The organism is Faecalicatena sp. Marseille-Q4148 (genome assembly GCA_018228665.1).
In the GTDB taxonomy this organism is placed as follows: Bacteria; Bacillota; Clostridia; order Lachnospirales; family Lachnospiraceae; genus UBA9414.
Genome location: CP073692.1, coordinates 1,646,181 through 1,659,543 on the forward strand (window position 1 = coordinate 1,646,181; position 13,363 = coordinate 1,659,543).

At 41.9% G+C, this 13,363-nt stretch carries 14 protein-coding genes; 3 read left to right on the plus strand and 11 right to left on the minus strand.

Features of this window, described 5'->3' with window-relative positions; genetic code table 11:
• Positions 1-22: 22 nt before the first annotated feature.
• On the minus strand, positions 23-244 hold the full coding sequence (locus KFE17_07715; GenBank protein ID QUO30808.1) for a hypothetical protein: 222 nt from the start codon (positions 242-244) through the stop codon (positions 23-25).
• Between the two features lie 88 nt (positions 245-332).
• The gene (locus KFE17_07720) at positions 333-1,040 is read right to left on the minus strand and encodes a histidine phosphatase family protein (GenBank protein QUO30809.1); all 708 of its coding nucleotides are present in this window, start codon (positions 1,038-1,040) and stop codon (positions 333-335) included.
• A 174-nt stretch (positions 1,041-1,214) separates the two neighbouring features.
• Between KFE17_07720 and KFE17_07725 the strand changes: the two genes are divergently transcribed.
• The 3 genes from KFE17_07725 (at position 1,215) to KFE17_07735 (ending at position 4,507) form a co-directional block, all read left to right on the plus strand.
• Positions 1,215-2,504 carry a sensor histidine kinase gene (locus KFE17_07725; protein ID QUO30810.1) on the plus strand — a complete coding sequence of 430 codons (1,290 nt, stop codon included), beginning with the start codon at positions 1,215-1,217 and terminating at the stop codon, positions 2,502-2,504.
• A complete protein-coding gene (locus KFE17_07730; protein QUO30811.1) occupies positions 2,501-3,355 on the plus strand; it encodes a response regulator in 855 nt (284 codons plus the stop codon). The genes KFE17_07725 and KFE17_07730 overlap by 4 nt, the downstream gene beginning before the upstream one ends.
• Before the next feature lie 147 nt (positions 3,356-3,502).
• Positions 3,503-4,507 (plus strand): PTS sugar transporter subunit IIC, encoded by a 1,005-nt coding sequence (locus tag KFE17_07735; GenBank protein QUO30812.1) that lies wholly within the window; start codon positions 3,503-3,505, stop codon positions 4,505-4,507.
• A 32-nt stretch (positions 4,508-4,539) separates the two neighbouring features.
• Here KFE17_07735 and KFE17_07740 read toward each other — a convergent pair whose 3' ends face one another.
• The 9 genes from KFE17_07740 to KFE17_07780 all read right to left on the minus strand — a co-directional run bounded on the left by KFE17_07740 (position 4,540) and on the right by KFE17_07780 (position 13,340).
• Positions 4,540-5,886: a two-component sensor histidine kinase gene (locus tag KFE17_07740; GenBank protein QUO30813.1), complete on the minus strand. Its 1,347-nt coding sequence runs from the start codon at positions 5,884-5,886 to the stop codon at positions 4,540-4,542.
• Positions 5,876-6,553, minus strand: a complete 678-nt coding sequence (locus KFE17_07745; protein ID QUO30814.1) for a response regulator transcription factor — start codon at positions 6,551-6,553, stop codon at positions 5,876-5,878. The genes KFE17_07740 and KFE17_07745 overlap by 11 nt, the downstream gene beginning before the upstream one ends.
• Positions 6,554-6,565: 12 nt before the next feature.
• On the minus strand, positions 6,566-7,234 hold the full coding sequence (phoU, locus tag KFE17_07750; GenBank protein QUO30815.1) for a phosphate signaling complex protein PhoU: 669 nt from the start codon (positions 7,232-7,234) through the stop codon (positions 6,566-6,568).
• A 3-nt stretch (positions 7,235-7,237) separates the two neighbouring features.
• Positions 7,238-7,987: a phosphate ABC transporter ATP-binding protein gene (gene pstB, locus KFE17_07755; GenBank protein ID QUO30816.1), complete on the minus strand. Its 750-nt coding sequence runs from the start codon at positions 7,985-7,987 to the stop codon at positions 7,238-7,240.
• Positions 7,980-8,843 (minus strand): phosphate ABC transporter permease PstA, encoded by an 864-nt coding sequence (pstA, locus tag KFE17_07760; GenBank protein ID QUO30817.1) that lies wholly within the window; start codon positions 8,841-8,843, stop codon positions 7,980-7,982. The genes pstB and pstA overlap by 8 nt, the downstream gene beginning before the upstream one ends.
• Before the next feature lie 15 nt (positions 8,844-8,858).
• Complete coding sequence (gene pstC / locus KFE17_07765; GenBank protein QUO30818.1) at positions 8,859-9,713, minus strand: phosphate ABC transporter permease subunit PstC; 855 nt, start codon at positions 9,711-9,713, stop codon at positions 8,859-8,861.
• Between the two features lie 28 nt (positions 9,714-9,741).
• The gene (locus KFE17_07770) at positions 9,742-10,650 is read right to left on the minus strand and encodes an extracellular solute-binding protein (protein QUO30819.1); all 909 of its coding nucleotides are present in this window, start codon (positions 10,648-10,650) and stop codon (positions 9,742-9,744) included.
• Positions 10,651-10,862: 212 nt separating this feature from the next.
• Positions 10,863-12,143: a serine dehydratase subunit alpha family protein gene (locus tag KFE17_07775; protein QUO30820.1), complete on the minus strand. Its 1,281-nt coding sequence runs from the start codon at positions 12,141-12,143 to the stop codon at positions 10,863-10,865.
• Between the two features lie 15 nt (positions 12,144-12,158).
• Entirely contained in the window at positions 12,159-13,340 is a 1,182-nt protein-coding gene (locus KFE17_07780; GenBank protein QUO30821.1) for a pyridoxal phosphate-dependent aminotransferase, read from the minus strand.
• Positions 13,341-13,363 lie beyond the last annotated feature (23 nt).

Consider the following 13,363-nt stretch of genomic DNA (forward strand, 5'->3'; position numbering starts at 1 on the left):
TGGATTTTCTTTCAAATGTTTCCTAGTCTTCCTCATCAATCCAGCCTTCTTCATCAATATCCGGGCAAGAATAGTTTTTATTATAGGAACCAAGCGCAAAATTGCCTTTTCGTGGCGCTAACAGCATTCCGATCATCGTACCAAGCAGCAGACAATTGGCTGCCACAAGTACTTTTTCTGTCACTGTCCATTCTCTCTTGAAGAGTGTGCTTACTGTTTCTTTTATTGTTGTTAATATTGTCATACGAATACCTCCTAGTTTATAGACTATCCCCTATCTGCAAATTCATTCTGCAGCTATTGTATCACAAACAGATTACTTCCGCCATCTCTTACCCCTGAAATGCTTCTGCATAATATCCTGAAGACGAAATCGGTTCGTTCGCATCATGAAGATGCCGGGTATCTCCAAACACCTGACAGCGAAAATATGCAATATCATCTTTTCTCTCCTCTGTCTGAACGACACTGACAGACGTTGGCGCCAGGAAAAATCCATGCATTAGAAGCGGCATTGGGATTCCCGTCAGATGGCACATCATAGCCGCGATAATTCCCATATGACAGAAGAGTACAATCGTATCGTCATTATGTTTTTCTGCCCGATAATATCTTCCCTCTCTTACATATCCATAAGACTCCAGGAGCGCATCCAGCCCCTGACATGTTTCTTCATATACAGCTTTTACTTCCGCTGTCATAATATCTCCTTCTGTCCAATGATCCCGCTCATAATAACGGTCATCCTTTGTCCAGTGTTCCGGAAAGAAATCCCACGGTACTTTTCTTCTGCCGCTGATCGGCTCATCTACTCTGGCGCGAAATTCTTCAAGCCAGTCCAGCGTTACTGCCTGCCGGTCAAGTTTACTCATTCCCGCCTTTGCTGTATCCTGGGCTCTGCCAAGCGGTGAAACATAAAACTCCTTCACTTCCCACTTCTGAATCCGCTCTGCCAATGCATATGCCTCACGCCAGCCTTTTTCCGTCAGTGAATCAATCGAATAATCCGGCTCACCATGTCTAATAAAAATAATCTTCATCTGCTGTTTCCTCCTGACTTCTTCCCTCATAATTGTATTCTGTTCCTAATTTTAACACAAGTTTTTTCATCCTTCACGACAATACATTAGGTTTTTCCGATTCTTTTCTTTCAAAGAGCTTTCCCCTGTGTTAGAATAATGAAATAAAGATATTATAGCATACAGGGGGATTTTATGATACAGCATCATTCCTTTTCAAACGCAACATGGAAAACATCTTTTTTGCTCAGTCTTCTCATTGCCATCGCAGCTCAGTTTCAGATCAGTCTGTTTGATGCCAGTTTTCGTATTTCCGTTGGAATCATATGTATTCCGGTGTTTTTATTTCTCTTCGATGATATTTCTCTTCCGGCAATTACCTTTTTCTCCGGCGGAGCTGTATTTTTATCAAGAGTTCTTCAATATCTAATAGAACAGAATACCTTTGACGGCGCATTGGTCAGTTGCTTTCCGGAAATGTTTTTCTACATCACATACGGTCTGCTTCTTACATTGTTTGCCCGGCGCAGACGTACCTTTTTCAAACGGTTTTCCGATTTTTTCTATTTTATATTGATGGATTACGCCGCTAACTTTGTAGAATTGCTTTTGCGTTCTAATGTTTCCTCATTCCACATTTCTACCCAGGCAAGTATTCTTCTAATCGCCGTGATCCGCTCCTGCATCATCTGGCTTTTCCTCTCACTGCTGCAGAGATATCATCTTGTTCTCTTAAAGCAGGAACATGCCGAGCGTTATCAGAAGCTTATGCTCCTCATTTCCAAACTGAATGGAGAAGTCATCTGGATGAAAAAGAACACGGAACTCATCGAAAATACAATGAATACATCTTACCGCCTTTTCCACGAACTAAAACGGGTGGAAGCAGATGAGGAACTAACAAAGACCGCGCTTAGCGTTGCGAAAGACATTCATGAAATCAAAAAAGAATACAACTTAATCCTGCGCGGCATTTCCGACGCTCTGGACATGAATGTACAGGATGAAGGCATGTATATGCGGGAGATTCTTCATATTGTAGAATCTTCTTTCCACGGAAGCCCGCTTCTCAAACACCGCAGCTTTGAGCTTTTAACGGACTTCCCGCCAAAACTTTATACTGACAAGCACTATTTCTTTATGTCCATTTTTCGTAATCTTTTTACAAATGCGCTCGAGGCTGCAGAAGAAGATTCTAACGTAGTAATCCAGCTAAAGATTCACGAACAGGACGGTAATTATTTGATAGAAATATGTGACAACGGACCGGGTATTGCCAAAGAAGATCTGCCGGAAATCTTCCATCCGGGATTTTCTACAAAGATCAACTATTCCACCGGCGAGATCAGCCGCGGGCTCGGACTGAATCTGGTACAAGATCTGATTACAAGCCAGCTTCACGGATCTATCTGTGTTGCATCCAGACCCGGCAATACTACTTTCACAATTCAAATTCCAAAGAATGAACTGGAGGCTAATTCATGAATTTTTATTTAGTAGATGATGATTCCAATATTAGAAATATTTTAAAATTAATCATCCGGGATCGAAAACTCGGAAATGTCTGCGGTTCCTGCGGTGATCCCGTGGAAGCTCTTGAAGACATTTCATTTGCCCATCCGGATATTGTAATTGTCGATCTTTTAATGCCGGAAATGGACGGAATCAGCTTTGTAAGCAAGCTAAAGCAGACGAATCCTGATATTGCTTTTATCATGCTTTCTCAGGTTTCCTCCAAAGATATGATTTCCGATGCCTATGAGAGCGGCATTGAATTTTATATTCACAAACCAATCAACAGTGTCGAGGTGGAAAGCGTCATCCGAACAGTCTGCCAGACTGTTACCATGCGCCAGACATTGGAAAAGATGCAGTCTCTTCTCAGCCACGACCTAAAACAACTTTCCAATCATACTGCCGCCAATGTAAAACAAACAGAGAAGAAATATATCACGAAGCTAAAAAATGTTCTTCAAAAGCTTGGCATCATAGGAGAGATCGGAAGCAAAGATATTATTGCTCTTATAGACTTTCTTGTAGAGCATGGACAAACGGTAGATGACTCTACTTTAAATGAACTCTGCGGACAGTTCAGCGATAATCCAAAATCTGTAGAACAGCGCATCCGCCGGGCTGCGAATGCCGGCATGGTCAACCTTGCTCATCTTGGACTGGAAGATTATTCAAATGATATTTTTATGGAGTATTCTACAACGCTTTATAACTTTGAACAGGTTCGAAAAGAAATGGATTTTATACGCGGCAAATCCGACAAGCATGGGAACGTAAAAATCAAGAACTTTTTAAATGCATTAATGCTGTATAGCCAGAACTAATTTTTGTGCATTTTGCACAAACTTGTCCATTTTCTTCACTTTTTTCAATTTTCTTTGACACCATTTGTAGTTTTTTGAAACCTGATTATTATAGTAACGTCATCAAAGAGATTTGGAAATAGAATTTGAAGGGAAGGGTAACAAATTATGATGACTATTCTTAGTGGAGTAGGTTTACTCCTGTTAACTCTGGCTGCTTTCTCCTTATTCAGTATGAAAGCACCAAAAGGCTCACAGGCTATGAGCGGTATGGCTAACGCCGCTATCGCAACATTCCTCGTAGAAGCGATTCACAGCTATATTACGGGCGATCTTTTAAATCTGGAATTCTTTAAGACAGTTGGTACAACTTCCGGAAGTCTTGGCGGCGTTGCTGCTGCAATCGCTGTACCGCTCAGTATGGGTGCGAATCCGGTTCTTGCGATTTCTGCCGGTGTTGCAATCGGTTCATACGGCATTCTTCCGGGCTTCGTTGCCGGATATGTAGTAGGACTTATTTCTCCGCTTCTTGAGAAGAAACTGCCAGAAGGTCTGAACGTAATCGTAGGAGCGCTCGTTGTCGCACCGCTTGCACATTTCGTAGCATTCGCTGTTAACCCGGTTGTTAACGCTACACTTGTTAAAATCGGCGGAACAATTACTGCTGCAGCTGAACAGTCTCCTCTTGTAATGGGATTCTTACTCGGTGGAATCATGAAGATGATCTGTACCTCTCCGCTTAGCTCTATGGCATTGACTGCTATGCTCGGACTGAAAGGCCTTGCAATGGGTATCGCAGCAATCGCTTGCTTCGGTGGTTCCTTTACAAATGGACTTATTTTCCACAAATTAAAACTTGGTGACAAGAGCAACGTTATGGCTGTTATGTTAGAACCTCTGACACAGGCGCCTATCATCACTGCCAATCCGATTCCGATTTATGGTTCCAACTTCTTCGGAGGAGGTCTTGCCGGTATCGCCGCTGCCGCACTTGGAATTATCAACAACGCGCCTGGAACAGCATCTCCAATTCCTGGACTGCTCGCTCCATTCGCATTCAACCCACCGCTGAAGGTTGTTGCCGCACTTGTTTTAGGTGCAATTGGCGGATCCATCGCCGGTTTGGTTGGCGCTATGATTTTCAAAAATCATAAAGTAAACGTAAATAAATAATCTTATATTAGAATATGAAATGAGCCGGGAATTTATTCCCGGCTTTCCTTCTGTCTCCGTTTTGGTTCAAACACCAATTCCATCTTCGTTCCTTTTCCGAGCGTACTTTCTACATTCACTCTTGCATTATGGAGAATTGCTCCATGCTTCACAATGGAAAGCCCAAGTCCGGTACCTCCGGTCTCTTTTGAATGACTTTTATCCACTCGGTAAAACCGCTCAAAAATACGCTCCAGTGATTCTTCCGGAATTCCAATTCCATTGTCTTCAATAATCACTTTCGGCACTCCCATAACTGCTCCGGTCCAGATTTTCACATACCCTCCCGGCTGATTGTATTTAATAGCATTATCCGCTATATTATAGATCATCTCTTCAAGAATCTGACGGATTCCCACATACGTTACATGTTCTCCTGTCACTTCCATATGTACATCCTGTTTCTTAGCCTTTAGCGATAACCTCTGACAGATCTGCATTGCCATATCAAAGAAATCCACTTTTTCTTTTTCCAGTTCAATACTCTCTTCATCCAGACGCGAAAGACGGATAATATCATCCACAAGCGTCAGCATCCGATTGCCTTCCTTATAAATAATTCCTGCAAACGTCTGTATATCTTCCGGACGCACAAGACCATTCATCATCAATTCCGCATAGCCGGAAATCGATGTAAGCGGTGTCTTTAGCTCATGAGATACATTTGCCGAAAACTCTTTCCTCATCTGCTCTACTTTCGCCTTTTCCTGATTTTGGTTTTCAATACTTTGAAGAAGCGGCAGTAGCTCCTCATAAGCAATATGACTTGTCGGATGTTCCAAATCAATCTCATTAATCGGCTTAATCAGACGATTTGTCTGCCATTTTGCCATAATCAATGCCATCGCGATCATGACAACAGCCATAATCCCGAGACTCGGAAGCAGATCTGCCATCGTACTAAATACAGTATCTGTCGTTTTAGAAATTCTCAGAACTTTTCCGCTGCTGAGGTATTTGGCATAATAATATGTTTGTTTTTTAAATGTGTCTGACCTTCTAAGCGCCTCGCCTTCACCGTGTTCCAATGCTTCCAGAACTTCCTCGCGGCTTCCGTGATTTGGCACGTTTTCTACTTTTTCTGTGCTGGAATCATAAACTACCGTTCCGTCTTTCTCTATCAGCATCAGACGATTTCCACCAATAAATTCGTCTAAATCAGAAAGGTAATCCTTCTCAGAAATCTCCAACGCCTTCTCAATATATTTCACTTCCTGCCGCACTTCCCGCTTCATATCTTCCAACGTCTGCTGATACAATACCAGCGTTGTAAACGCGAAAGAAAGAAGCAGGGTTATGCTAAGCACAAGCACCATGCTTCTTTGTATTTTACTGCTCATTCTCTGCTCCTATCCGATACCCGACGCCTCTTACTGTCTCGATCAGGTCGCCGGCTTTTCCAAGTTTCTGACGCAGGGTACGAATATGCACATCCACCGTACGGGTTTCTCCCGCATAATCATACCCCCAGATTTCTTCAAGAAGGCGATCTCTTTTCAGTACGATACCGCTGTTCTTGAGGAGTTTCTCCAGAAGTTCGAACTCTTTCAGTGTTAGGATAACTTCTTTATTCTCTACCGTCACTTCATGCTTCTTCACATTCAGCCTTAGGATCCCCGACTGGAGAATTTCTTTTTCTTCCGGCATCGTTCTGCGCAAGACTGCCTTAATTCTTGAAACAAGCTCCATCATCCCGAAAGGCTTTGTAATATAATCATCTGCCCCGCCATCAAGCCCTACAACTTTGTCATATTCAGAACCTTTCGCCGTTACCATAATTACCGGGATTTCTTTCGTTGCTGCCGATGTCTTTAATTCTTTCAGGAGAGAAAGCCCATCCTCTCCCGGAAGCATAATATCCATCAAAATCAGCGTTGGCTTTTTTTCCTTCAGCGCTTCTTTAAACGCTTTTCCGTCTCCAAAGCCTTCCGCTTTCATTCCTGTGGATTCCAGCGTATAGATTACCAGATCTCTGATATTTTTATCATCCTCAACACAATAGATCATGTTCTTCTCCTTCTACACTTCATATTCGGCGTGGTTGCCATCCTTGTGTACGCCCGTAATAGAAAATTCCACCCACTCCGCTATATTTGTCGCGTGATCGCCAATACGTTCCAGATATTTCATTACCATAACAAGATTCACAATCTCATCTCCATGACTGCCCTGCTCTTCTCTGATCACTTTCACAAGGGAATTTTTGGCCTGCAGGAAAAGCTCATCTACTTTATCGTCTTCCTCCATTACCTGTCTTGCAAGGGCGAGATCCCGATTAACGTATGCCCGGATGCTCTCCTGTACCATTTTCGCGACTGCCTCTGACATCTTATCCACTTGCGAAAGGTGATACTCGCCTTTAAAGTCATTGTGAAGAATAATATCTGCAATATCTGCCGTCTGATCGCCGATGCGCTCCATATCCGTAATCATCTTCAGCGCTGCAGAAATCTGCCGCAAATCCTTTGCTACCGGCTGCTGCATTAGAAGAAGCCGAAGACACATCTGCTCTATCTCTTTCTCCATCCGGTCAATACTCTCATCTTCCCGGATAATCTCCCGCGCCATCTCTTCTGAACGCTTGTGCAGCGCCTGTGTTACTTTCTCAATCGCTTCTTCACAGCTCTTTCCCATCTGAATCAGACGTAAATTAAGAGTGTCCAGTTCTTTATCAAATCTGCTCCGCATAGCCTAGCCAAACCTCCCTGTAATATAATCTTCCGTTCGTTTGTCTGACGGAATGGAAAATAATTTCTCTGTTTCATTATATTCTACCATCTCTCCAAGCAGGAAAAATGCTGTATTATCAGAAATTCTGACTGCCTGCTGCATATTATGTGTTACGATAACGATAGTATAATCTTTTTTCAGCTCCATTGCAAGGTCTTCGATCTTAGAGGTAGATACCGGATCAAGCGCCGATGTCGGTTCGTCCATCAAAAGTACTTCCGGTTGTACCGCAAGGGCTCTTGCAATGCATAACCTCTGCTGCTGTCCTCCTGACATCTGCAGCGCGCTTTTCTTCAGACAATCCTTTGTTTCTTCCCAAATTGCTGCACCACGCAGTGATTTTTCCACAATATCATCTAATTTTTGTTTCGAGCGGATACCATGTGTGCGAGGTCCATATGCAATATTATCATAAATACTCATCGGAAATGGATTTGGTTTCTGGAATACCATTCCAACACGCTTTCTTAATAAGTTCACATCAATATTATTGTAAATATCTTCTCCGTCCAAGCAGATTTCTCCGGTCACTTTACAACCGTCAACTAAGTCATTCATACGGTTTAGCGACTTCAGCAAAGTTGATTTTCCACAGCCGCTCGGCCCGATAAACGCTGTAATTTTCTTTTCTTCAATTGACAGATTAATATTTTTCAATGCCTGAAAATCCTGATAAAACAGATCCACATTTTTAATTGTAATTTTATCCATTGTCTCTACCTTTCATAAATTTCTTTGCAAGTGCCCCCGATGCCGCGTTCATCACAATTACCAATACAAGCAGAATGACCGCTGTCGCATAGGCCTGATTCATGTATAACCCCTCATTTGACAGGCTGTACATATGGACGGAAAGTGTTCTGGCGGAATCAAAAAGTGATTTCGGAATCTTCGCAACCGTTCCTGCCGTGTACATTAGCGCCGCCGTCTCTCCAACAATACGTCCGATAGCAAGAATGATACCTGCCATAATTCCAGGCACTGCTGCCGGAAGAACTACATGAAAAATCGTACGAAGTTTTCCTGCACCGAGTCCGAAACTGCCTTCTCGAAAAGAATCCGGAACTGATTTCAACGCTTCCTCTGCAGTACGCATAATCAGCGGCAGAATCATAATAGAAAGCGTTGCCGCACCTGCAAGGATCGAGAATCCCATTTCCAGTGTATTTACAAAAAACAGCATACCAAACAAACCGTATACAATTGATGGAATTCCTGACAATGTTTCTGTTGTCAGACGAATCATCCCTACTAATTTTTTTCGTTTTCCCGTATATTCTACAAGATAGATTGCCGCAAATAATCCGAGAGGAACTGCCACAATCAATGCCAGCGCCGTCATAATCACTGTTGTAATCAGCGCCGGAACAAAGGAGACATTATCCGATGTATAGTGCAGCGAGAAAAATTCCGGTTTCAGATGCGGAATTCCTTTGATCATAATATATGCGATTAAAAGAATGAGTACCGTAAATGTAATTGCCGCGGATAAATACACAAATATCTTCATAATCAAAGACGGAAGATGCGTTTTCTTTTTTAAACTTTCATGCTGTGTTGTCATCATTTCTTTCCTCCGTTTCTAAGATTTCTTCTGCTGTAAGGCAGACGCACATAAATTGATCAATAAGATAAAAACAAACAGTACAACTGCCGTCGCAATCAAAGCTTCACGATGAAGATCTGTCGCATATCCCATTTCAATTACAATGTTAGATGTTAACGTGCGGACACCTTCAATCAGCCCTTTGGGCATACGCGGCTGGTTACCTGCGACAAGAATTACCGCCATTGTTTCCCCAATAGCTCTTCCGATTCCAAGAATAACACCTGCTGTCACACCGGATTTTGCTGCCGGAAGCACAACTTTAAAAATACTTCTCTCATGAGTAGCCCCAAGTGCCAATGTTCCTTCATAGTAAGATATCGGCACTGCTCTAAGCGCAGATTCTGTCACACCGATAATCGTCGGAAGAATCATGATACCAAGCAAAATAGAAGCTGTCAGCATTGAGTTTCCGTCATACCCCGGCGGAAGAAATTCCCGAATAACCGGCACCAGTACTACAAGACCGAAAAATCCATATACAACTGACGGAATTCCTGCCAGCAGTTCTGTCGCTGCCTTGAGTCCCGGATAAATTTTCTTCGGACAGTAAAACGCCATAAAAATCGCTGTCAGAATTCCAATCGGCACACCGATCACAATCGCTCCTGCCGTTACATAAATACTTCCAAGAATCATCGGAAGAATTCCGTAAAGATTGTTGGACGGCCGCCATATTTCCCCGAAAAGGAATTCCAGCCACCCGATCTTCTGAATAGCTGGAATTCCATTTCCGAAGAGAAATACACAGATTAAAATGACTGCCATAATCGACATGCACGCTGCTGCAAGAAATACAATGTGCATTGCCCGCTCTTTCCACTGTTTCATCTGCTATACCTCTTATTCTCTCTCCCGATTATTTTTCAAGAGCTTCTTTCCATGTAGAAACTTCACCTGTAAAAATTGCTTTTACCTGATCTTTTGTTAAATCTTCTGTGGTATTATCGTTATTAACAATGACTGCGATTCCGTCAAGTGCAATGACCGTTGGTGTCAGTCCGCCTTCTAGTTCAGAATCCTTCAACTCTCTTGATGCCATTCCAATATCGTAAGATCCATCCATTGCTGATGTCATTCCTGTTGTAGAGTCGCTCTGCTGCACTTCCACATTTACATTTGTATTCACTTTTTTATATGCTTCTGCAAGTTTTTCCATAACCGGCGCTACAGAAGAAGAACCGCCTACTGTTACTTTTCCTGATGCTCCTGTAGATGCATAAGCTCCTTCTACTTCTACCGGAATATAACCTTCTTCTTCAATGATTGCCTGTCCTTCTTCACTTATAATAAATCCCATGAAATCTTTGGCTGCATCACTTACGCCTTCTTTTACTGCAATATTAAATGGTCTTGAAATTTCATAACTGCCATTCTTTACATTCTCTGCCGATGCATCTACACCGCCAATTTTTACTGCTTTGACCGTATCATTTAATGCACCAAGAGATGTATATCCAATCGCGTATTCATTTCCGGCAACCTGTGTCATCATAACTGATGTGCTGTTTGTAATATTGGCATCTGCTGTTGTCATATCCACTTTCTCGCCGTCTTTTTCTTCTTCAACTCCGAAAAGTTCTACGAATGCTCCTCTTGTTCCGGAACCATCTTCTCTTGATACAACGGAAATTTTTCCTGCTTCATCCCAGCCGGAAGCTCCTTCCTTGTTTCCCCCATCAGCTGCATCGCTGTCTTTACTTCCACATCCTGTAAGTACACTTCCTGCTAAAACTCCTGCTAATAATAATACTGTTAACTTTTTCATAATATGTGATCTCCTCTTTTAATTCATTTCTGTTGACATCTATTACTATAATGTCCCATTGTTAAATCCAAATACCTTCTTCTGTTAAATCTGTGTAAAAAAGCAGAAACACTACAAATAAAAAAACTGCTAGCAGCTCATAGTCTACTAGCAGAAAATATTTCTATTTTTCAATTGTTTATTTAGCAGCATAGTTTAAAATGCATACTTTTTTATGACTGACTTTTTTCCTGTAAAATATCTACTATCGTTTTTTCCGTTCCAATCATTCCCGGAGATGCAATTTCACCCATATGCCGCATCGTCTCTTCCGGTGAAGCTCCATTAATTCCATGAATTTCATCAATATAAATCTCATGCATTGCAAAATCCGCTGACTGAAATGCCGCATTCACAGCTACAATTCCTTTCATGGTGCATCCTTTATTTCCACCATGGCAGATCATACCGGTAATGCTGCTGGACATATTATTAATTGTTCTTGCCATCGCATGTTCATCTCCGCCATTCAAATACACTAATGCACATGCCATTCCGGTTCCTGCCGCAATACCGCAGCCACAAAATGCAGAAAGTTTGCCGGAGTATTCTTTAATATACATACAAACAAGATAACTCAAAGCTGTCGCACGATATAACATCTCATCACTCAGTCCTCGTATCTTACATACACCATATAACGGCATTGTCGCAATGATTCCATGAGCTCCCGAACCCGTAATACTCATAGCCGGCTTATCCAGACCAATAACACGCGCTTCAATTGCCGCATTGCAGAGCAGTGAAGCTGTATTCAATTCGTTCTGTGAGATGATCTTCCCATCGTTTTTCTCAAGCAGATAACGTGCATATGTTGTTCTTGGGTTTCGGATTCCTTCTTCGAACAGTACGTAATTCATCTCATACGCTGCTTTGATAAATTCAATCTCCTCTGCCGGAACTGTTTTCACATATGCAACGATCTGACTCAACGTATAGTTGTGAATCAGAGGCGGTTCTTCCTGCGTATTGGATTCAGTGATTTCCTCCTTTTCCAGAACAACCTGACCATTTACTTCAATCCGAACAATATTGGTATGTGCGTCACGAATTCTTACCATCGCTTCTCCGCCCGTTGTTTTTACCTGTGCCTCAACAAAAATGCGGCTTGTGATCTCACTCATTTTTACTGTAATTTTGCCTTCTGCTACAAGCTGCCCAGCGGCATCATTATCTTCTTTTGTCACATCTGCAAGACTCTCCAGTTCTTTTTCAGGGTTTCCTGCAATTGCACCCAAAGCTGCCGCATATTCATTTCCGTAAAAATGACTATTGGGGATTCCACAAGTATAAGCATTTTTATACATACCGCTATTTAATAGAAGCGTCACATTTTCAATCGCCCCCGGAACAAATGACTTTGCTTTTGAAACTGCATATGCTATTGCTCCCGGCTCTGTCACACCAAGTGCCGGGCGCATATCTTCCTTAATTAATTGTGTCAGTTCATGCATTCTCTTTACCTCCGTTTAGCAAGATAAATTGTTTACCGCTTCCTCTAATTGTTTTAGTGCTTTTTGTAATACAACTCGTGGACATGCTGCATTTAATCTCATAAATCCACTTAATTCTCTTGTAAAGTCTGAGCCAGGGCTTAAACCTAAGCCTGCTTTTTCAACCATAAACTTTTTCAATTCTGCATTACTCATATTTAATGCTCTGCAATCTAACCAAACAAGATAAGTTGCATCTGGAATATTAGCCTTAATGCTCGGAATGTGCTCCTCAAAATAGTCACGAATAAAGTCCAGATTACCAGAAATATATTCCAAAAGCTGTTCCAGCCATTCTTCACCCTCATTCAGCGCTGTTTCCATTGCCACTGAACTAAAGGCATTATTTCTATGTACATCCATTCCACTCCAGTAAGCGTCAAATGCTTTTTTCATCTCCATATTAGGGAACACTGTCGTAGACGCCTGAAGCCCTGCAAGATTAAATGTTTTTGTTACTGAAATACATGTGATGATTTTTTGATCAGCTTCCGGTACTGCAATAGCTGCCGGTATGTGCTTTTTCCCATGAAATATGATATCTGAATGAATTTCATCTGAAACTACCAATACATCATTTTCAAAGCAGAGTCTAAGCATTTTAGCCAGTTCTTCCTGCGTCCAAACACGTCCCAACGGATTATGCGGATTACATAAGATAAAAAGTTTCACTTTAGGATCTTTTACCAGTCTTTCAAATTCTTCAAAATCCACTTCCCATACACCATCATGCTCTAAGAAATTATTCTGTACGAGCGTTCTTCCTGTGTTTTCTGTAATTTCAAAAAATTCCGGAAAAACAGGTGGCTGAATCAAAACTTTATCTTCCTTATCCGTAAATAGTTTAATAATAACTGCAAGGGCTGGAACTACCCCCAAACACCAGCTGCATAAGTCTGTATCTAATGTCCATCCATTTCGCCTCTTCTGCCAATCAGCATAAGCCTTAAAATAACTGTCCGGACGAGATGTATATCCCCATATACCTTCTTCTGCTTTCTTTTTGCAGGCATCAATAATCGGCTGTGCTGTTTGGAAATCCATATCGGCAATCCAAAGTGGAATTACCTGATCTGTTCCGAAATTTTTCACTCTTTCGTCATACTTTGCAGAACGGTTTTTACTTCTGTCTACAGGCTCATCAAAATTATATTTCATAGCTTTCCCCTTTCTCTATGACT

Coding starts and splice junctions, on each gene's coding strand:
- KFE17_07715 (QUO30808.1), bottom strand. CDS start 244: ATGACAATATTAACAACAATAAAAGAAACAGTAAGCACACTCTTCAAG.
- KFE17_07720 (QUO30809.1), bottom strand. CDS start 1,040: ATGAAGATTATTTTTATTAGACATGGTGAGCCGGATTATTCGATTGAT.
- KFE17_07725 (QUO30810.1), top strand. CDS start 1,215: ATGATACAGCATCATTCCTTTTCAAACGCAACATGGAAAACATCTTTT.
- KFE17_07730 (QUO30811.1), top strand. CDS start 2,501: ATGAATTTTTATTTAGTAGATGATGATTCCAATATTAGAAATATTTTA.
- KFE17_07735 (QUO30812.1), top strand. CDS start 3,503: ATGATGACTATTCTTAGTGGAGTAGGTTTACTCCTGTTAACTCTGGCT.
- KFE17_07740 (QUO30813.1), bottom strand. CDS start 5,886: ATGAGCAGTAAAATACAAAGAAGCATGGTGCTTGTGCTTAGCATAACC.
- KFE17_07745 (QUO30814.1), bottom strand. CDS start 6,553: ATGATCTATTGTGTTGAGGATGATAAAAATATCAGAGATCTGGTAATC.
- phoU (QUO30815.1), bottom strand. CDS start 7,234: ATGCGGAGCAGATTTGATAAAGAACTGGACACTCTTAATTTACGTCTG.
- pstB (QUO30816.1), bottom strand. CDS start 7,987: ATGGATAAAATTACAATTAAAAATGTGGATCTGTTTTATCAGGATTTT.
- pstA (QUO30817.1), bottom strand. CDS start 8,843: ATGATGACAACACAGCATGAAAGTTTAAAAAAGAAAACGCATCTTCCG.
- pstC (QUO30818.1), bottom strand. CDS start 9,713: ATGAAACAGTGGAAAGAGCGGGCAATGCACATTGTATTTCTTGCAGCA.
- KFE17_07770 (QUO30819.1), bottom strand. CDS start 10,650: ATGAAAAAGTTAACAGTATTATTATTAGCAGGAGTTTTAGCAGGAAGT.
- KFE17_07775 (QUO30820.1), bottom strand. CDS start 12,143: ATGCATGAACTGACACAATTAATTAAGGAAGATATGCGCCCGGCACTT.
- KFE17_07780 (QUO30821.1), bottom strand. CDS start 13,340: ATGAAATATAATTTTGATGAGCCTGTAGACAGAAGTAAAAACCGTTCT.